The 18238-nt window shown below is 65.6% G+C and carries 14 protein-coding genes, 1 tRNA gene and 1 CRISPR repeat array; of the genes, 13 read left to right on the forward strand and 2 right to left on the reverse strand.

Annotated elements, in window-relative coordinates:
• A CRISPR array of direct repeats spans window positions 1-2211; the repeat unit is 36 nt; unit sequence GCGGCATCCGCAGCGGATTCTCGGAGCTTGAGGCGG.
• An 81-nt stretch (window positions 2212-2292) separates the two neighbouring features.
• From GXY35_04445 to GXY35_04495, 11 genes are all read left to right on the forward strand, one after another.
• Entirely contained in the window at window positions 2293-3045 is a 753-nt protein-coding gene (locus GXY35_04445) for a hypothetical protein (protein ID NLW93833.1), read from the forward strand.
• Window positions 3046-4669: 1624 nt separating this feature from the next.
• Complete coding sequence (locus GXY35_04450; GenBank protein ID NLW93834.1) at window positions 4670-5365, forward strand: hypothetical protein; 696 nt, start codon at window positions 4670-4672, stop codon at window positions 5363-5365.
• Between the two features lie 37 nt (window positions 5366-5402).
• Entirely contained in the window at window positions 5403-5618 is a 216-nt protein-coding gene (locus GXY35_04455; protein ID NLW93835.1) for a hypothetical protein, read from the forward strand.
• A gap of 398 nt (window positions 5619-6016) precedes the next feature.
• Window positions 6017-7609 (forward strand): response regulator, encoded by a 1593-nt coding sequence (locus GXY35_04460; GenBank protein NLW93836.1) that lies wholly within the window; start codon window positions 6017-6019, stop codon window positions 7607-7609.
• Between the two features lie 132 nt (window positions 7610-7741).
• Window positions 7742-8245 carry a hypothetical protein gene (locus GXY35_04465; GenBank protein NLW93837.1) on the forward strand — a complete coding sequence of 168 codons (504 nt, stop codon included), beginning with the start codon at window positions 7742-7744 and terminating at the stop codon, window positions 8243-8245.
• Between the two features lie 184 nt (window positions 8246-8429).
• Window positions 8430-8505 (forward strand) — tRNA-Thr (locus tag GXY35_04470).
• A gap of 230 nt (window positions 8506-8735) precedes the next feature.
• Window positions 8736-9158, forward strand: coding sequence for an ankyrin repeat domain-containing protein (locus tag GXY35_04475; GenBank protein ID NLW93838.1), 423 nt, complete (start codon window positions 8736-8738; stop codon window positions 9156-9158).
• Between the two features lie 359 nt (window positions 9159-9517).
• A complete protein-coding gene (locus GXY35_04480; GenBank protein ID NLW93839.1) occupies window positions 9518-11266 on the forward strand; it encodes a hypothetical protein in 1749 nt (582 codons plus the stop codon).
• A gap of 49 nt (window positions 11267-11315) precedes the next feature.
• Window positions 11316-12503: a hypothetical protein gene (locus tag GXY35_04485; GenBank protein NLW93840.1), complete on the forward strand. Its 1188-nt coding sequence runs from the start codon at window positions 11316-11318 to the stop codon at window positions 12501-12503.
• A 2-nt stretch (window positions 12504-12505) separates the two neighbouring features.
• Window positions 12506-14185: a hypothetical protein gene (locus GXY35_04490; GenBank protein ID NLW93841.1), complete on the forward strand. Its 1680-nt coding sequence runs from the start codon at window positions 12506-12508 to the stop codon at window positions 14183-14185.
• A gap of 94 nt (window positions 14186-14279) precedes the next feature.
• Window positions 14280-15026, forward strand: a complete 747-nt coding sequence (locus tag GXY35_04495) for an SIMPL domain-containing protein (GenBank protein ID NLW93842.1) — start codon at window positions 14280-14282, stop codon at window positions 15024-15026.
• A 17-nt stretch (window positions 15027-15043) separates the two neighbouring features.
• Here the strand turns inward: GXY35_04495 and GXY35_04500 are convergent, their stop codons facing one another.
• The gene (locus GXY35_04500) at window positions 15044-15244 is read right to left on the reverse strand and encodes a hypothetical protein (GenBank protein NLW93843.1); all 201 of its coding nucleotides are present in this window, start codon (window positions 15242-15244) and stop codon (window positions 15044-15046) included.
• A gap of 19 nt (window positions 15245-15263) precedes the next feature.
• Window positions 15264-16382 (reverse strand): glycosyltransferase, encoded by a 1119-nt coding sequence (locus GXY35_04505; GenBank protein ID NLW93844.1) that lies wholly within the window; start codon window positions 16380-16382, stop codon window positions 15264-15266.
• A 146-nt stretch (window positions 16383-16528) separates the two neighbouring features.
• Here GXY35_04505 and GXY35_04510 point away from each other — a divergent pair, with 146 nt between their 5' ends.
• Window positions 16529-16789 (forward strand): DUF2934 domain-containing protein, encoded by a 261-nt coding sequence (locus GXY35_04510; GenBank protein NLW93845.1) that lies wholly within the window; start codon window positions 16529-16531, stop codon window positions 16787-16789.
• A 566-nt stretch (window positions 16790-17355) separates the two neighbouring features.
• On the forward strand, window positions 17356-17793 hold the full coding sequence (locus GXY35_04515) for a nucleoside-diphosphate kinase (GenBank protein NLW93846.1): 438 nt from the start codon (window positions 17356-17358) through the stop codon (window positions 17791-17793).
• The last annotated feature ends 445 nt before the right edge of the window (window positions 17794-18238 follow it).

The raw sequence follows: 18238 nt of genomic DNA on the forward strand, positions 1-18238 counted from the left end.
GCGGCATCCGCAGCGGATTCTCGGAGCTTGAGGCGGAGATTCCAGAAGTCAGACCAGGAGCATGAGGGCAGCGGCATCCGCAGCGGATTCTCGGAGCTTGAGGCGGATACTGGCGGCCTTGCGTTTGTCCTTCAAAAGATGCGGCATCCGCAGCGGATTCTCGGAGCTTGAGGCGGCAGAGCGGATCATCCGGGATGATAAGGTTTTCGGCGGCATCCGCAGCGGATTCTCGGAGCTTGAGGCGGTCTACTCCACCGTTGCAGTGGGGGCAGACGGAGGGCGGCATCCGCAGCGGATTCTCGGAGCTTGAGGCGGAGCTATCGCGGCTCCGTATTCGGGGTATATCTTCGCGGCATCCGCAGCGGATTCTCGGAGCTTGAGGCGGGCCCTGGCCCTCGCGATGAGCGCATCGATATTGAGCGGCATCCGCAGCGGATTCTCGGAGCTTGAGGCGGCTGTAGCCCTGTACCCATCGCGGTAGTAAAACCAGGCGGCATCCGCAGCGGATTCTCGGAGCTTGAGGCGGGCAGCGCATCCAGCAACACCACGACAGGATGATGCGGCATCCGCAGCGGATTCTCGGAGCTTGAGGCGGGAGCAATGAGAGAGCATGTGGTCAAGGGGAAGGCGCGGCATCCGCAGCGGATTCTCGGAGCTTGAGGCGGCTGAAGGTTCTCGGTCTCTTGGCCGAGTTTGATGGGCGGCATCCGCAGCGGATTCTCGGAGCTTGAGGCGGGCATTGCTTCTTGCGGTCCACGGTGATGAGTTCAGCGGCATCCGCAGCGGATTCTCGGAGCTTGAGGCGGAGGAGCCCGACGCCGTTCACGAGCCGTTCGATCCGCGGCATCCGCAGCGGATTCTCGGAGCTTGAGGCGGTTGCATAGGGTGAAGGGAGATTTTGCATGCCGACGCGGCATCCGCAGCGGATTCTCGGAGCTTGAGGCGGTCCGGCGTGTATCCGACGAGGAGACGTTCGACCTGCGGCATCCGCAGCGGATTCTCGGAGCTTGAGGCGGAGCAGGGCGGCAGCGTTCAGGTCGACGCCGATTGCGCGGCATCCGCAGCGGATTCTCGGAGCTTGAGGCGGTACATCAGCACGGACGGCGAGTACAAGGAGACGCGCGGCATCCGCAGCGGATTCTCGGAGCTTGAGGCGGCAGTCGACCGTGATGCCGCGCCACTGCCGCCAGAGCGGCATCCGCAGCGGATTCTCGGAGCTTGAGGCGGCGTAAAGTGCGGCGAGGAGGAGAAGGAGAACGTGGCGGCATCCGCAGCGGATTCTCGGAGCTTGAGGCGGAATGCTGGTCGCGCCTCGTCTACGACGGCGACAAGCGGCATCCGCAGCGGATTCTCGGAGCTTGAGGCGGGTCCGGCGTTGCGGCAGTCCGTCTTGGGAAGACGCGCGGCATCCGCAGCGGATTCTCGGAGCTTGAGGCGGCCTGTAGCATATCGGCATATTGTAGCAGGAGTTATGCGGCATCCGCAGCGGATTCTCGGAGCTTGAGGCGGGCACGAAGGATCGCCCAGGACGAGGCGGCCGAGAGCGGCATCCGCAGCGGATTCTCGGAGCTTGAGGCGGGAAACTGAAGGCGATCCAGTTGCGTTGCTAACAGAGCGGCATCCGCAGCGGATTCTCGGAGCTTGAGGCGGAAACGCCGGGTTGCGCAGATCGCCGCGCGTATTGGCGGCATCCGCAGCGGATTCTCGGAGCTTGAGGCGGACTTGCCTCCCTTCTTCTCAATCCTGTTCCCATGCGGCATCCGCAGCGGATTCTCGGAGCTTGAGGCGGTACCGCTTCTGCCGCTGCTCGCAATATCGCTCTCGCGGCATCCGCAGCGGATTCTCGGAGCTTGAGGCGGAAAGGCTACCAGGCCGCCCGCACGAGATGGATCAGCGGCATCCGCAGCGGATTCTCGGAGCTTGAGGCGGTACGCCGGGCCTACAGAGGCGAATCTGAAGTGGAGCGGCATCCGCAGCGGATTCTCGGAGCTTGAGGCGGTGCTCCTCGTACGTCGGCGCGCATACCCGGATCCGCGGCATCCGCAGCGGATTCTCGGAGCTTGAGGCGGAATAAGAACGATGATACTACCCGCACATTCGCGTTCGCGGCATCCGCAGCGGATTCTCGGAGCTTGAGGCGGGACGTACTCCTTCATCGCGTCGAGCTTGTTTTTCGCGGCATCCGCAGCGGATTCTCGGAGCTTGAGGCGGTAATCAAGACAGCACAATTATGCGTCTGAGGGAACATCAGGTTATTACGTCCGACTGCCGGATCAGGTTAAATGTCATATTATGAAAGTGAAAAGATATCGAAACTCGATCCGGACTATTCCTGCATATGCGCTTCGCAAAAAATGGAGAAGATGGTTGCCCAGGTTAAAGGACGATATTTCTAACCTTTATCACGACTTGCAGATATATAAAGATTTAGTCGAGATCATAAAGGCTAATCCAGAGACTCTTAACCCGCCAGTATTTTTCAACTGGGCGGAAAACAATTTCCTCGCCATTTTTTGTGTCGGGATTCGCCGTCTTGCTGATACAGACTTACGATCCATATCCCTCTATCGCCTTCTACAAGAGATTTCTTGGCGACCTGATATAGTTAGCCGTCGTAGTTATGTGATGCTACAAAGCCGGCGCGGAATCAATGCGTCTAGGTACAAAGATATCCTCAACCCCTTTAATGCTTTTGATGAGGTTGCTGTTAAGGATAAGTCGCGAATATCAGAGAAGCTGGTGAAAAGAGATCTGGATGATCTCAAGAAGGTTGAAGACAGAATCAAACTTTTGGTGGATAAGCGTATTGCTCATCATGCCCCGTTAAGCCAGATAAGGAAGTTCCCTAAAAAACGGCAGATCGAGGAAGCTCTTGAATTCTATGACCACCTTCTGGCCAAGTATTATACGTTACTCACCGGGGAGGGGTATTCTACCTTCTACGCAACTCCCCAATACGATTGGCGCATTGTGTTTCAAAGGCCGTGGATGAGCTCTGATCCGCGAAAAAAACCACCGCATTACAATGGACCTAAGCTGGTCTAGATTTAGGCACAAGGTGAAAAACCGGGGTCACCTCGACTATTGACTGAGCGCCGGATACTACACTGCTATTGTTGTTGTGGGGGCAGGAGGCGGGTAGAGTAGTTCCAGAAGCAGTTCAGTCACTAGTCGAGGTGACCCTTGCGCTGTTCGTGGGCAAGATAACGCCGGAGGTATGGAACCGTCTTGACTTGCCCCCCGAAAACTGGGCCAGTTGCATTTAGAGCAAAGCGATCAGGGCGAGGAAGCAAAGAGGACGTTAGTGCCGTCTGAGCCGGAACCCATCATTGGCCGCGGGGTGAGCCAAAGGTTTTGATCTCGAAAGGAGGCCATCATGCACGCAGCAAAGATGTCGGCAGTCGTGGCGTGTCTGCTGCTGATGCTCTCCTTATCCACTGTCAGCGCACAGACATACACCCAATACGGCAACACGTATTACGGTTCCGACGGCAGTTCCTATAGCCGGTATGGGAACACCCTGTACGGGAGCGATGGAAGTACGTACAGCACGTACGGCAATACCACCTATGGGAATGACGGCAGTTCATACACCAGGTATGGAAACACGATTTACGACAATAGAGGCAAGAACTGGACGACGTACGGCAACACCACGTATGGTTCGGACGGCTCTACCTGGTCTCGATACGGGAATCAGATTTATCGCAACAATTGAGGTGACCCTGGTGCTGTTACCAGTCGGCAGCCCGAGCAATACGCGAACGAACTGCATCTGGACAACATCGGCGAGGGCCCCTTCTCGCCGGCGCTGAAGGGCCAGGAACTGCTCCTGGAGGTCCGGGGTTTCGTGGGAGCAGAACGGCGCGGGAAGGGGAGAGCCATGGGCCTTCGGGACGACACGGAGAAGTACGTCCGGAAGCTCCAAGGAACTTAGGCACGGCAAGCCGGAATGGAATCTGTTGTGATGGAGTCAGTTACTTCTGAATGGCAAAGGCGATATCAAATTCGGCCTTGACAAATTCGCTATTCGCGAATAGCGTATCTAGTTGAGGATTAAAGTATAAGCATTGAACACTGGTTGGCGCAACGTTGTGAAGCCGGGGTGTCGTATGTTAGGTTTGACTTGAGTCATTCGCTATTCGCGAATAGCGTATCCGGGTAGCTATGAAACCACAAGACATACTAGTCGTTTTGAAGTTGCTGTCGTCCTCTTGGCCAGGGAGTTATGCGGCCATGGGCGAGCAGATAGGGTTGAGTGCTTCCGAGACCCATGCGGCGTTCCGCAGGGCACGGCAGAGCGGGCTGATTCATCCGGAACAACCATCGCCCGTAAAATCGGCCCTTGCCGAATTCTTATTGCACGGACTCAAATACATATACCCCGTCAAGCCTGGCCATAGGACTCGGGGCACACCTACGAGTTTTGCCGCATCACCCTTGGCCGCGGAGTTTGCGTCATCGTCATCGTCGGAGAACGTACCAGTCTGGCCTGACCCGGAAGGCACACAGTCTGGATATGAGTTCAAGCCGTTGTACCAATCCGTGCCGCTGGCCGCAAAAAGAGATGCGCGACTGTACGAATGGCTCGTGCTTGTTGACGCAATCAGAGGCGGGCGTGCCCGTGAGAGGGAACTGGCGGCAAGGATGATCGCCAAACGTTTGGGCTATGGCAAACCATATTGACCTTCAGGCCGTGGCGATAGTCGCCAGGCGCTTGGAGCCATTGAACACCAAATGCGTGTTCACCGGCGGCGCGATAGTCCCGCTACTGCTTGATCATCCCGGGTTGGTTGCAGCCCGAGAGACGAAGGACGTGGATGTAATCATCGAGGTCCAAACACGTCTCAAGTTGTGGGAGCTTGAGGAACGACTCCGCAAGCTCGGTTTTAAGAATGACAGTGCCGAGGGGGCGCCGAGGTGTCGATGGATAGTCGATGGCATCCATGTGGATGTAATGCCCTCGACAGACATTCACGGTGAGTTTGGTGATAGATGGTTTGAGATTGCGATCCGGACGGCAACGCTGAAACGAATCGACGATATGCAGATATGGGTCGTGAGTGCGCCGTGTCTCATGGCGACGAAGCTGGATACTTTCCTGGACCGAGGCAATGACGATTATGCGATGAGCCACGATATTGAAGACCTCATTACCATCGTGGACGGTCGCGAGACTTTGAAGAGCGAGATCGCAGAATCATCAGATTGCCGTCAGTTCATCGGGGATGGATTCACGCGCTTGCTCGCCAGTCCCAAGTTCCGAGACAGTATACAGGGCCACCTGCTGCCGGATGAGGCGAGCCAACGACGGCTTCCTCTTATTCTCAAGAGAATGGATGAAATTGCAGCCCTTACGAGTTGATGGCCAGAGAGTTGATGCAGAGGGTGTATGACAGACTATGAGATACACATCCCCGCACAAGCCCGATAGATGCCCCGCATGCGGCTCGCGGAGGATCGCGGACATCCTCTACGGTTACCCCGCCTTCTCCAAGGAACTGGAAGCCGACGTGGCCGCGGGGCGCGTCATGCTCGGGGGATGTTGCGTGACCGGCGACGACCCGGCATGGGAGTGTTTGGATTGCCATATCGGAATCTACGACAAAAGGAAATGACAGGGATACTAGATACCCGCGAAGAGTCGCGAAGAGTCGGGGTCTGACGCTGCTGCTGTTCTGCTGTATGCATTGACTGCGCCGTCGATGCGTGCGATACTACTTAAAGAGGTGAGGGTAGTCTGTGGTCGTGAGGCCGCAGTCAGGAGACGATGGGGCAGTACGGAGCATCTCTTCTGGCTACGGTCTTTCTTTGTGCGCGGGCGGCGAATGCGCCGCTGCGGCCCCCGGAGCGGGATGGCGTTTACTCCCGGAAACTGGTATCACGCGCCGTCGGCGCAGATCACCACCGCGGACAACCTGATTTTCTCGAGGGCCGTGGGCCGGAGGGCGCTCCAAGCGCAGCAAGCCCGCGCCCGTCACGCGCGTCGCCCCCTGCAGGAGGCGTGCTCACAACCGTGAAGAAGAAACATAGATCGCCAGCGCGCTCCGCCCGCGCGGGGAAGGACGCGGACGCCGTCCCTCCAGATGCCGCCCTGGAGCGCCTGCGGATGGCGCTCGATGCCGCCGGGATGGTCACCTGGGATTGGGATGTGGGCGCGCATACCATCCGCTACTCCGACAACGTCCCGGCGCTCGCCCGGGGAACGGACGTGAAGCCGTACTGCACCACCGACGGCCTGATCGCGTTGGTGCATCCCGACGACCGGGACCGCATCCGCGCCGCCATCCACCGGGCGGTGACGATGCAGGAGCCGTACGACTGCGAATACCGCGTGCGCATGCTCGACGGCCGCTACCATTGGATCCACGGGAAAGGGAAGCGCGTCATCGTCCGGGGCGGCGCGCTCGTCCGCGTGTTGGGCGTTTCGCAGGATATCACCGCGCGCAAGCAGGCCGAGCAGGAGCTCGAGAGGAGGACCCGCCAGCTCGCGGAGCTCGCCTCGGCGCTGAGCATGGCCGAGCACCGCGAGCGCCGGCGACTCGCGGACCTGATCCACGACGGGATGCAGCAGCTCCTTGTCGGCGCCCGGATGCAGGTGCAGAAGCTGCTCGCGGGGGAGCGTGGAACGTGGCGGAATCAGCTCGACGGCCTCGACAAGACGCTGGGCGAGACGCTCGACCTGGCGCGCTCCATGATGAGCAACCTCGCGCCTCCCGTCCTGCTGCACCGGGACCCCGTTTCGGCGTTTGTTTGGCTCGCGAGCATCATGCGCACGCGCCACGGCCTGTCGGTCGCGCTGCGGACGGACCGCCGCCTCCCCCGGATGCCGGAGCCGCTCCTCCTGTTCGTCTTCACCTCCGCCCGGGAGCTGCTCATAAACGTGGCGAAGCACGCCGGGGCGCGAAGGGCCGCCCTCTCCCTGCGGCGCTCCTCGGGCAATCTCCTGCTCGAGGTGCGGGACCGGGGGAAGGGGTTCGACCCCGCCGCCCTCCCGCCGCCGGGCGGCGACGGCGGGTTCGGCCTCTTCAGCATACGGGAGCGCGCCGAACTGCTCGGGGGCACGCTCTCCGTGGGGTCGGTCCCGAAGCGCGGGACACGCGTCCTCCTCTCGCTCCCGCTGACGCGGGAGGCCCCGGCCGCCGCGCAGGGGGGCGCGGCCGAGCGCGCGCCGGGCGGCGAACGTCGCGCGGCCGGGCGGCGTCCCCGCCGGCCGCGACGGGGCTCGCCCGTCCGTATCGTCCTCGCCGACGACCACCTCACGGTGCGGGAGGGGTTGCGGCAAATGATCGAGATGGAGGACGGCTACCGGATCGTCGCCGAAGCCGACAACGGGCGCGAGGCGATCATGTGCGTGGAGCGGCACTCCCCGGACATCGTCATCATGGACGCCCGGCTGCCGGTCATGGACGGCATCGAGGCGACGCGCATCATCGCGAAGAGGTGGCCGCGCGTAAAGGTCCTCGGCCTCTCCATGCACGACAGCGATTCGCCGATCGGGGAGGGATTCCGCGCCGCGGGGGCGGTCGCCTACGTCCCGAAGGCGGCACCGCCGAAGGAGTTCCTGCGCGCGCTCCGCTCCTGCCTCCCCGGCCGTCCGCGGCGATGATCCGTCGTCGGGCCGGTCCCGATGGCACCCGGGCGACAGCGCCGGGGTCAAACTTTACTTCCCGGGCACAAACGCTGCGGCCGGGCTTCGCGTTAGGCATCCATGGCATACGGCTTCTCACGGAGGGGGCAGGTGAGCGTCACGGTCCGTGCATCAGTCCGGATCGACAGGCCTCCAGAAGACGTTGCCTCGGTCTTGCTCGACGCCGACAAGGCCGTCTTATGGACCACAGCCCTGGAAAAGTTTGAGATCCTCGCAAGGCCTCCCGGCCTGGTCGGCTCCAGGGCACGTCTCCACTACCGACAGGGCGCCAGGCGCTATGTCATGGAGGATGAACTGCTTCAGGCAGAGCCGAATCGGAGATACGTGTCCAGGGTCACAGGGGATGCGATCGAGGCGCACGTGGAGACGATCCTTACGCCGATCAGCGGGGCCACTCGAGTCGACGTGCGATGGGCTGGTTCAGGTAAGCCCCTTCTTCTCCGTCTCCTATTGCCGTTCATGCGCAGATCCATCGCCCGGCAAGCGCAGAAGGACCTGGTGAAGCTCAAGGCCCTGGTCGAATCAGAGTGGCGCGGAAAGGACCGGGGGCAGGGCTCGGCTGATGACCAAGCGGAACATATCGAGGCCGAATAGGATCGGGGCGCACCAGTGTTTTGTACAGCTGCGCAGCTCCCTCGCAATCGCACATCGTGTTGTCCGGGTGACCCGTTCAAAATCCCCGGAAAATCCCCGGAAAACGTTGAACCCCGAGGGAAGGGATGGTATAGTATTTTAAAAGCGGCCTCCGGACGGTTGCGGCGGAGGAATGATCTCGCGAGCCAACGTAGCTCAACTGGCAGAGCAGCGCATTCGTAATGCGCAGGTTATCGGTTCGATTCCGATCGTTGGCTCCATTACTTCAGTCGGTGGCGCGCAGTTTCTTGTTTCCAGGGACAGTCGGGAGAGCAAGGACAGTCGGGACAGTGGGGACAGTGAAAGAATAGGGGAGGGCCGGCGGCCCTCCCTTCGTGTTTTCCGTCCTGATCCCGGCTTCCCGCCCACCAGACGGAGGACAGGTCGGCGGGATGACGGCGATCGGCGTTTCCGGTTTCTCGTTTCGCGTTTTCAGAAATGCGGGGGAACGATGAGAAGGGCGGCGGTGCTGACAACGTGCCTGGCGCTGTGCGGGTGCGCGGCGTCGCGGGGCGCGGCGCCGTTTTCGGTGGATGTCGACGTGCGGGATGCGGACGGGTCCACCCCGCTCATGAAGGCGGTCTTCATCGGGAACCGGCAGTTCGCGGAGACGCTCATCGCGCACGGGGCGGACGTGAACGCCCGGAACGCGCACGGGAGCACGCCGCTGATGATCGCCGCGCACGCGGGGAGGAACGAGATCGCCCGGCTCCTCATCGAGAATGGCGCGGACGTGAACGCGCGGGTGAACGGGGAGAACGTCGCCCTCGCCATCGCGAACGAGCAGGGGAACGACGAGCTCGTGCGGATGCTCGAAGAGGCGGGGGCGCGGCTGCACCCCGCATCCGGGACTCCGGCTGTTTCCACGGAATGAGAAGGCGAAGCGCGTCCCCCCGCCCGCCCGCGAGAGGGGGGCCCGGATGACGAACCCCGATTCGAACGCATCCGCGAGGCGCGGATAGCCGGGCGCGCGAAGAGCGTCCCGTGGCTGTCGGGGGGGATCGGGACGCCGTCGCGGCGGCGGATCGCACGGCAGCGGAGCGATCCCCTGGAAGATCCGCGGCGCGCGGGACGGCGCGATCCCCGCACGCAGCGGCGGGAAGCGGCCCCGACGCGGCGCGCCGGAGGGGGGCATTCTCCGCGACCCTGCGCCGCGGGGAAGCGGAGCTTCCGCCGGCCGCGCGGAAAAGGAGCCCCGACGCGGCGTCTTCGGGTATACTATCGGCGCACCCGATGAAACGCGCCCTTGAATGGCTATCCGTCGCCGCGGTGATCTCGCTCGCGGCGGTCCTCCGCTTCACGGACGCATCCTCCCTGCGCGATCTCGCCATCGTGCCCGACAACGCGCAGTACGCCGTCGGCGGCTGGAACCTCGCCCGCGGCCGCGGGCTCTGGATCTACATCAACGACCTGAAGCTTCCGCTCCAGTACCCGTGCGGCTTCCCGCTGATTTTGGCCGTCTTTTACCTCGCGACAAACGCCGCGCTGCACCAGGCGGTCCACCTGGTGCACCTGTTCGCTCTCGCGACGATTCTCCTGGTCTACCTCTTCGCCCGGAGCGTGTTCGGGAGGAGGATCGCCCTTCTCGCGTCGCTCCTCCTCGCCGTCGCGCCTTCCTCAGTCGGGTACAGCCAGGTCCTGATCAGCGACATGGTCTCCAACGCGTTCATCGTCGCCGGGCTCTGGCTGGCCTGGCAGGCGGCGGCGCGAAATGACACGCGGCCGGGGCCCTGGGCCGCGGCGGGGGCGCTGTGCGGCTTTTCAGCCGCGGTGCACCTGCTGAGCGGTCTCACCGTTGTCCCGCTCGCCGCGGCGTCCCTCTGCGGCGCCTGCGGCGGCCGGCGGCGTTTCCCCGCGCCGCTTCTCTGGGCGCTCGCGGGGTTCGCGGCCGGTTTCTCCCCCGTGCTTGTCTGCAACGCCGTCGCCTTCGGGAATCCGTTCCGCAGCGGCTACGACTACTGGGCGCGATGGGGTCAGGGGCAGCGCAACTTCTCCCTTGCCTACGCCTGGAGGAACACGGCGGTCTCGGAGCGCGGGGACGGGAGGGGGAACCTCGGGTTCTTCGTCTGGCATTTCCTCGGCAGGAGCTGGCCCACGCTCTTCGCGCCGTATTTCTTGACCGTTCTTCCCTTCGCTGCCGCGGGGGCGGCGGCCGGGATCGTTCCGACGCGCCGGTGGGCGGCGTTGCCGATCGGCGTTCTGGCGGCCGCGGCAACGGCATGCGCGCTCCTCTTCCCCCTCGCCCCGTGGGTGAACGCGCCGCTCCTCGCCGCCGCGGCCGCGGCGCTTTTCTTCCCCGCCGCACGAGCGGCCGGGCGCGGTGCGCGCCTCTTCGCGCTCATCGCGTCGACGCTTGCCGGATCGGTGGTCCTCGTCCTCCTCTTCTACAGTTTCCAGATGTCCAAGTTCCTCCTCCCGATCGTGCCGCTCGTCTGCATCCTTGCCGCGCGCGGCGTCCTCCTTCTCGCGGAGGCATGCCGAGGCCCCGGCGCCTTCCCGGTGCTGCTGCGCCTTCCCGCGGCGGCGCTGTTCGCCCTCACCGCCTGGGGATGCGCCTTGCCGTTCGCAGGCGGACACTTCTCCCGCCCGGAATTTCCGTGGGGCTGGCACGAGGGGATCGAGCTGCTCGACCGCATCGCCCCGCCTGATGCCATCCTGATCTCCGGGATCGACGGGGTGTTCGTGACGCACTACTTCGTCAAGGAGACGCAGCGGGTCTACGTCCCGACGTCCCGGGATATCGAGTACGTCAGGCACCGGAAGCTCCCGCTCTCGACGGCCATGGATGATCCGGCGTATCTGGCGGCCGCGGCGGCGAAGGGGAGAAGAATCTTCATGGACGGGTTCACCTATCACCAATGGGCCGGAGTGCGGGTGGCGATGGAGAAGCAATTCATCTTCGTCCCGGTGGCGTCGTACCGCGGGGGCGCGCTGCGCCTCTTCGAGCTTCGCCCGCGAGTCGTGCACGGTCCAACCACGTAGGCCGCCTTTCCTGGCACCCGGCGAGGCTTGAATACACAAGGGGGGAACGGTGAGCGGGGGAAGGACGGGCGCGGCGGTTAAGAGAGCAGGCGCCGTTCTGGGGGCGCTGGCGGTGTGCGCCTTCGCCGGGGAGGCCGCGTTGCGCCTGCTGGCCCCGTTCCCCGAGCACGGTTCCCGGGCCATCCACTCGTTCCCCGACACCTACCACCCGCTCCTCGGCTGGACGGGCGTTCCGAATCTCGACACCGTCTTCACGCTCCCGGATTTCAGCCACCGGATCCGCAACAACCAACGCGGCTTCCGGGACCGGGATCACGCGAGGGAGAAGGCCGGGAAGCGCCGGATCGTCGTTTTGGGCGATTCCACCGCGTGGGGGTGGGGCGTCGAGGCGGAGGAGCGGTTCTCCGACCGCATGGAAAGGATGCTCCCGGGTTGGGAGGTGCTCAACCTCGCGCAGGCGGGCTACTCGACGGACCAGGAGCTCCTCGTCCTGGAGACGGAGGGGCTCGCCTATGGCCCCGAGCTCGTCCTGCTCCTCTTCGACCGGAACGACGTGGCGGAGGGGAACAACGCGCGTCTCATCGACAGGATGCAGCCGAAGCCGTGGTTCGAGGAGCGTGACGGCGCGCTGGAACTCCGCGGCGTCCCCGTCCCGCGCGACGCCGTCTACTGGGCCCGGAAGGCGGCGCTCGCCAAGACCTACGGCGGCCCGCCGCCGCGCGGGGGGTGGGAGGGATTCCGCGACCGGGTCCTCGCCCGGTCGCACCTTCACAACTGGATCTCGTTCCGGCTCACGCACCCGGCGCGGAGGGGGGGAGGGGAAGAAGGACGGGAGGACGAGGAGGTCCTCGATGCGAGGATGGGCCTCACGAAACGACTCCTCTCCCGGATGCACCGCCTCTGCGCGGAACACGGGGCGCGCTTCGTCATCGCCGACGTCCCGTCGGAATACTCCCCGTTCCTGGCGCGCTTCTGCCGCCGCGAGGGGATACCGCACCTCGACCTCCGCCCCGCGCTCACGGACGGGCTGCGGCCGGTGCAGCACCGGCGGGTGGGGCACTGGAACCGGCTCGGGCACCGCCTCGTCGCCGGGGCGGCGGTCGACTTTCTGGAGAGGGAGGGGCTTCTGGAGGGACGGGCGGAGAGGCAGGGGGCGCGGAGAGGACCGAGTGAAGGTGTGAAGGCGGGAAGGTGTGAAGGCGCAGGGGTGCGAGAATGCGAGGGTATGAGGGTATGAGGGTGGACGTGAAAACGGATCCGGACGGGCGAGGGAAGGCGACGGGGGGCGCGCCGGCGGCGCGCGACCGCACGGCACTCGCGGCGCGGCTGATCGCCGCGGCGACGCTGGCGCTCGTCTTCGCCCCGTACATCTGGGGGTACCTCAACGCGCCGCCGGGGATGGTCTTCATGGGCTTCGCCGACCACCCGTACGACCAGAACGTCTACCTCTCCTACATTCAGCAGGCGGCGGAGGGCAAGCTCCATACCTGCCGCGACCACACGCTCGAGCCCCAGGCGCGCGCCTGGTTCAACCCCTTCACGTTGATCCTCGGCCGGGCCGCGCGCATCACCGGGGCGACGCCGCTCCAGGTCTACTACGCGGCCATCGCCCTTTACGCCATTCTCCTCCTGCGCGTCGTCTATTGGTTCGCCTCGCTCTTCACCGCGGACCGGCGCGCGCGCCTCTTCGCCTTCGCGCTCTGCGCCCTCTCGTCGGGCTTCTGCTGGCTGATGCCCTACCGGCGCTGGCTCGCCCTCGCCTCGCGCTCGCCGGTCGAGAGCCGGAACATCATCCCGATCGACTACTGGATCGGCGAGACGATCACCTTCGAGACGATGCTCTCCGTGCCGCAGAAGGCCGCGACCGCGCTGCTGATGCTGCTGGCGTTCGGCCTGTTCATCAGGGCGTGCGAGGGCCGCACGGTTTTGCGCGGGATCGGCGCCGGCCTCGCCGCCCTCGCCCTCAGTCTCGTCCACCCGGTCGAGGTCGTCGTCGTCGCGGCGGTCGTCGCCGCCTGCGCCCTCGCCGCCGTCCTGCGCTTCCGGGAGGCGGCCGGCCGAGCCGTCGCGGCGGGAGCGCTTACCGCGGCCACGGCGCTCCCCGCCTTCGCCTATATGGTCTGGCTGTTCAGGACGGAGCCGGTGTTCGTCGAGTGGTCCAAGGAGCGGTTCATCTCGCCGCACCCGCTGAGCTATCTGATCGGGTACGGCCTGCCCCTCCTCCTCGCCCTCCCCGAGATCGTTTGGATCGCGCGCCGGGGGGGGCTCCGCGAGTGGCTCCCCGCCTTGTGGACGATCGCCGTCGCGGCGCTCCTCTACGCCCCGCTCTCGTTCCAGCGGCGCCTCTCCACCGGCGTGCACGTCGCCGTCTGCCTTCTCGCAACGCTCTTTGTCTTCCGCGCCGTCCTCCCGGCGCTCCGGCGGCGGTGCGCGGCCTGGTGGGGGCCGCGGGTCGAGGCGGCCTTCCTCGCGGCGATCGTCATCGCGACCGCGCCGGCCAACCTTGTGAAGATCGCCATCTGCGTCCACGAGATGCGGACGAACCCGCTTGAATTCCACCTCTACCGGGGCGACGTCGAGGCGATGCGGTGGATGATGGAACGGCACAACGAGGACGCCGCCGTGCTCTCCTCCTACAAGAGCGGCCTCTACATCCCGGCCTACACCGGCAACCGGACCTACGTCGGGCACTGGTCCGAGACGCTGCGTTTCGAGGAGAAACGCCGGATCGCCGACTGGGTCCTCCACGCGCCCGGGCGCATGGAGGAGAAGAAAGAATTCCTGAAGGCGCAGGGGATCCGGTACGTCTACTACGGGACCTTCGAGCGGATGCGGGGGCCGTTCGCGCTCGAGGAAGCGCCGTTCCTCGAGACGATCTACGACCGCGGCGGGGTGGCGATCCGGCGCGTCGTCCCCTGACCCCGCCTTTCGTCCGCCTCGGGCCGATTCCGCTTGCGCGCCGCCTCCCGCCGTGCGAGACTGCCGGCGGGGTTGGCGACGGGGGAGCGGCGGCATGAACTCGGCGGGGAGGGGGAACGGGTGGGGCATGGCGCTCCTCGGCGCGATGCTCGCGGCGGGAATGACGGCGTCCGCGATCACGGCGTCGAGAAGCTTCGAGCGGGTGCGGTCCGCGGACCGCACCATCCGGGTGAAAGGCGCGTCGGAGAGAAGGATCGTCTCCGACTGGGCGGTCTGGGAGGCGCGCTTCACGGCGCGGGCGCCGGGGCTCACCGCCGCCTACGAGAAGATCCGCGCGGACCTGGACGCGGTCCTCGCCTACCTCGAACGCGGCGGCGTCCCGCGGGAGGGGGTGGCGGTCTCCTCCGTCTCCACCGATATCAGGTACGGCATGACCGAGAAGGGGGCGGTCACGAACCGCATCGAGGGGTTCGTGTTGGAGCAGACGGTGCGGGTGAGTTCCGGCGACATCCCGCTCGTCACGCGCCTCGCGCGGGACTCCACCGGCCTCATCAAGGACGGGATCGAGTTCTCCTCCCTGCCGCCGAGCTACTACTACACCAAGCTGAACGACCTGAAGATCGCCATGCTCGGCGAGGCCACGAAAGACGCGAAGACGAGAGCAGAGCAGCTCGCCCTACACAGCGGGTGCGAGGTCGGCGCGCTCCGTTCCGCGAGCCAGGGGGTCTTCCAGATCACCCCGGAGTACTCCACCGCGGTGTCGGACTACGGGGTCTACGACACCGGATCGGTCGTCAAGTGCGTCAAGGCGCTCGTCACCGCGGAGTTCTCGATCCGGTGACGGGTTGACCTGGAGGGTCACCCCTCCACGACCTCGATCTCGAGATCCTCATCCTTGACGCTGCTGCACGGGCAGTACTCGAGCCGGTACCGGATCTCCTCCCTGACCTTGTCGAGGGCCTCCTGGCGTGTCGGGGCCCCGGCGCTGCATCTGGGTTCATCGCAGTAGGCGATGAACCTCCCCGAACTCACCTGCACAACCCTGACGGGATAGGGCATCGGATCCGCCTCCTTCTCGCTACCGCAGCAGGAACGGCTGCGACCGGTACCGTCTTCCCTTCCAGCGCACGCCCCTCCCCCCGATCTTCTTCCAAAACGCCCCCGCGAGGATCCCGATGAGCACCGCGGCGCCGAGCGGATGGACGAACACGAAACGCCGGTCCGCGCCGATGAAGGCGTACCCGCGTTCGGCGGCCAGGTGCATCGCCACGAGCTGGGCGAGGGCGAGGCGGGGCCACCGCGGGAGGGCGAGGTAGGGGAGGAACGAGAGGAGGGCGGCCGCCAGTGCCACGACCGGCAGCGCCCAGATGAGGTCGCTGAAGACGAGGAAGAAGATCCGCTCCCAGCCGGCGCGGAGGGAGCGGAGCGAGGAGTACATCCGGCACCGCAGCAGGGCGCGGCCGGGGAGGAGGCGGAACCGGACCCCGGCGCGCTTGGCGTTCTGCGCCAGGGCGATATCCTCGAGCGGGAAGGAGAGCACCGCCGCGTGCCCCCCGATGCGTTCGTAGGCGGCGCGTTCGAAGAGGAAATACTGGCCGTTGGCGAACGCCATCCTCGAGCGGTCGCGGTTGATCCGCCGGAGCGGGAAGAGCAGGAACAGGGCGATGCCGATGACCGGCTGGACGGTCTTTTCCCAGAACCCCTCGCAGGCGGGGGCGGGGAGGAGGGAGAGCGCCCCGACGCCCTCGCGGATCGCCCAGGCGAGGGGGACGCCGATCGAGTGGGGGCCGTGCTCCGTATCGGCGTCCGTGAAGAGGAGCCAGTCGCCGCGCGCCGCGCCCGCCGCGACGGCGAGCGCGTGGCTCTTGCCCGCGCAACCGTCCGGCGGGGGCGGCACCCGCACCGTGTGCACCGACGGGAACCGGGCGCGGAGGATCTCCGGCGTCGAGTCCTCGGACCCGTCGTCGGCGACGATGATCTCGGTGCGCGGGTGCCTCTGGGCGAGGAGGGAATCCAGGCAGCGGCCTATGCAGCGATCCTCGTTGCGCGCCGCCACGAGCACCGAGACGAGCGGCGGGTCCGCGAGCGGCTCCCGCAGCGCCGGGTCGCGCAACAGGTCCTGGCGCGGCGCGAGGAGGGCGGCGAGGTACCGCCGCACCCAGACCGCGAGCACCAGGAGCATCAGAAGCCGCGCCATGGGCCCATTGTAACAGGGCGGCGGGGGGGCGGGGAGGGAAACCGCGCCCGGTCGGGCCGTGTCCCCCTTGAAGGCATACCCCTGTTCATATATCATGGCGAAAAAGGCGCGGCGGGAAACGCCGCGACCGGAAAGGAACGGCCACAATGGCAAGGAAGATTGCGGCGGTGAAGAAGGCGGCGAAGCGTACGGTCCGTGCGAAGGCCCCCGCGAAGGCCCCGAAGAAGAAGGCGGCGAAGGCCCCGAAGAAGAAGGCGCCCGCGCGCCCGCGGCTCAGCCCGCGTGAACTGGAGCGGGAGATACAGAAGATCGCGTACGAGCTCTACGCGCGGAGGGGGTACTTCCACGGCCGCGACATGGCCGACTGGCTGGAAGCGGAGCGGATCGTTCTGTCGAAACTGCGCTGAACAGGCCGCGGGGGCGGAAGAGGCCGGGGCCCGTCGATGTGGCCCGAAACGCAGCCCCGTAGCATCTCCCCGCCGATCCCCGTCGGCGCCGTGGAGACGATCGGCCCCGTTCCCGTTTGAAAGGCCGACGCGATCCGGCTCGACCGTTTCCGCGAGACCCCCGTCGCCTGCGCCTCCTCCGCCGCGATGCGCATCGAAGGCGATCGGCAGGCCGGCCTCTCCGCACCCCGATGCCTTGCCCGGACAGATCCGCCGATTCATGCCGATCGCCCGCGCATTTCCGAGATCTGCGCGATGGCCCCTCCGTTTCGCCCGGGCCGCCGCCGCTTCGCGGTCGGCGCATCCCCCCCGCGACAAGGACGGCGTCGGCGTCTTCACCGCCTCCGGGGAGTGGGGCGGCCCCCCTTCCGCCGAGGCGGTGCGTCGCGCACACGAGGCGCTCCGACCCGTCAAGACCTGCGAAAGGAACAGGGTCGAGGTTCGGGCGGCCTGCGCGGCGCCCCCTTCCATCGAACGCCGCTTCCGTGGTACACTACGCCGAAACGAAGGCCGGAGGGCGCCGGGAAATGGGCAGGACGCTTCTTATCATCAAGCCGGATGCGGTGCAGCGCGGGCTCGGAGAGGAGATCCTCGGCAGGGTCGTCGCGGCGGGGTTCACCGTCACCCGCCGAGAACAGCGGCGGCTCAGCCGCGCCGAGGTCGAGGAGCTGTACCGGGAGCACCGAGGCAAGCCGTTCTTCGAACGGAACGCGGCGTTCATCGCCAGCGGGGAGTTGATCCTCTGCCTCATCGAGGGAAACGGCGACATCGTGGGTCGCGTGCGGGCGTTTATCGGCGACAAGAACCCGGCGCGGGCCCGAAAGGGGACGGTGCGCGGGGACTACGGGATCGACCCCGCGCACGTCGAGCGCAACCTGGTCCACGGCTCCTCGAGCGCCGAGGACGCGGAGCGGGAGACGGCGCTGTTCTTCGGCGAGGCGGGGGCCTCCCGCACCGATCGCTGACGCGCCGCCTCGCGGTCAACGGAGGGGATATGTCGAAGCCACATCGTGTTTCGGAAAAACGGCAGCGCAGGCGGAAGTATCTGAAGCGGGCGGCCAAGAAGCGCAAGGCCGCCTCAGCGAAGGCGGTGTAGCGGCGCGGGACCGTCCGCAGAGCCGGGCCCGTGCCGCGCGAGCGGCTTTCGGGGGGCTCCGATGAGGCGGACCCGGGTCCGGCGGTGCGCCGCGGCGCTTTTCGGCGCGGCGTGGACGCTCGCCTTTCTCTCCCCGCGCGCGGAGCACGGGCCGCACGCCGTCGCTCTCCCGGCTTCTCACCCGGCCGCGGCCGATGCCGGCCCGCCGCCGAGGGGCAATTGCCCTGCCCTAAATCCGATTAATGATAATTAGTACATGACAGCTTGCCTGCGGATATTTCTTCCGCTATACTGACCCCATCGAGATGCTTTAC

The sequence above is a fragment of the Chlamydiota bacterium genome (assembly GCA_012729785.1).
GTDB lineage: Bacteria > Auribacterota > Tritonobacteria > UBA1439 > UBA1439 > UBA1439.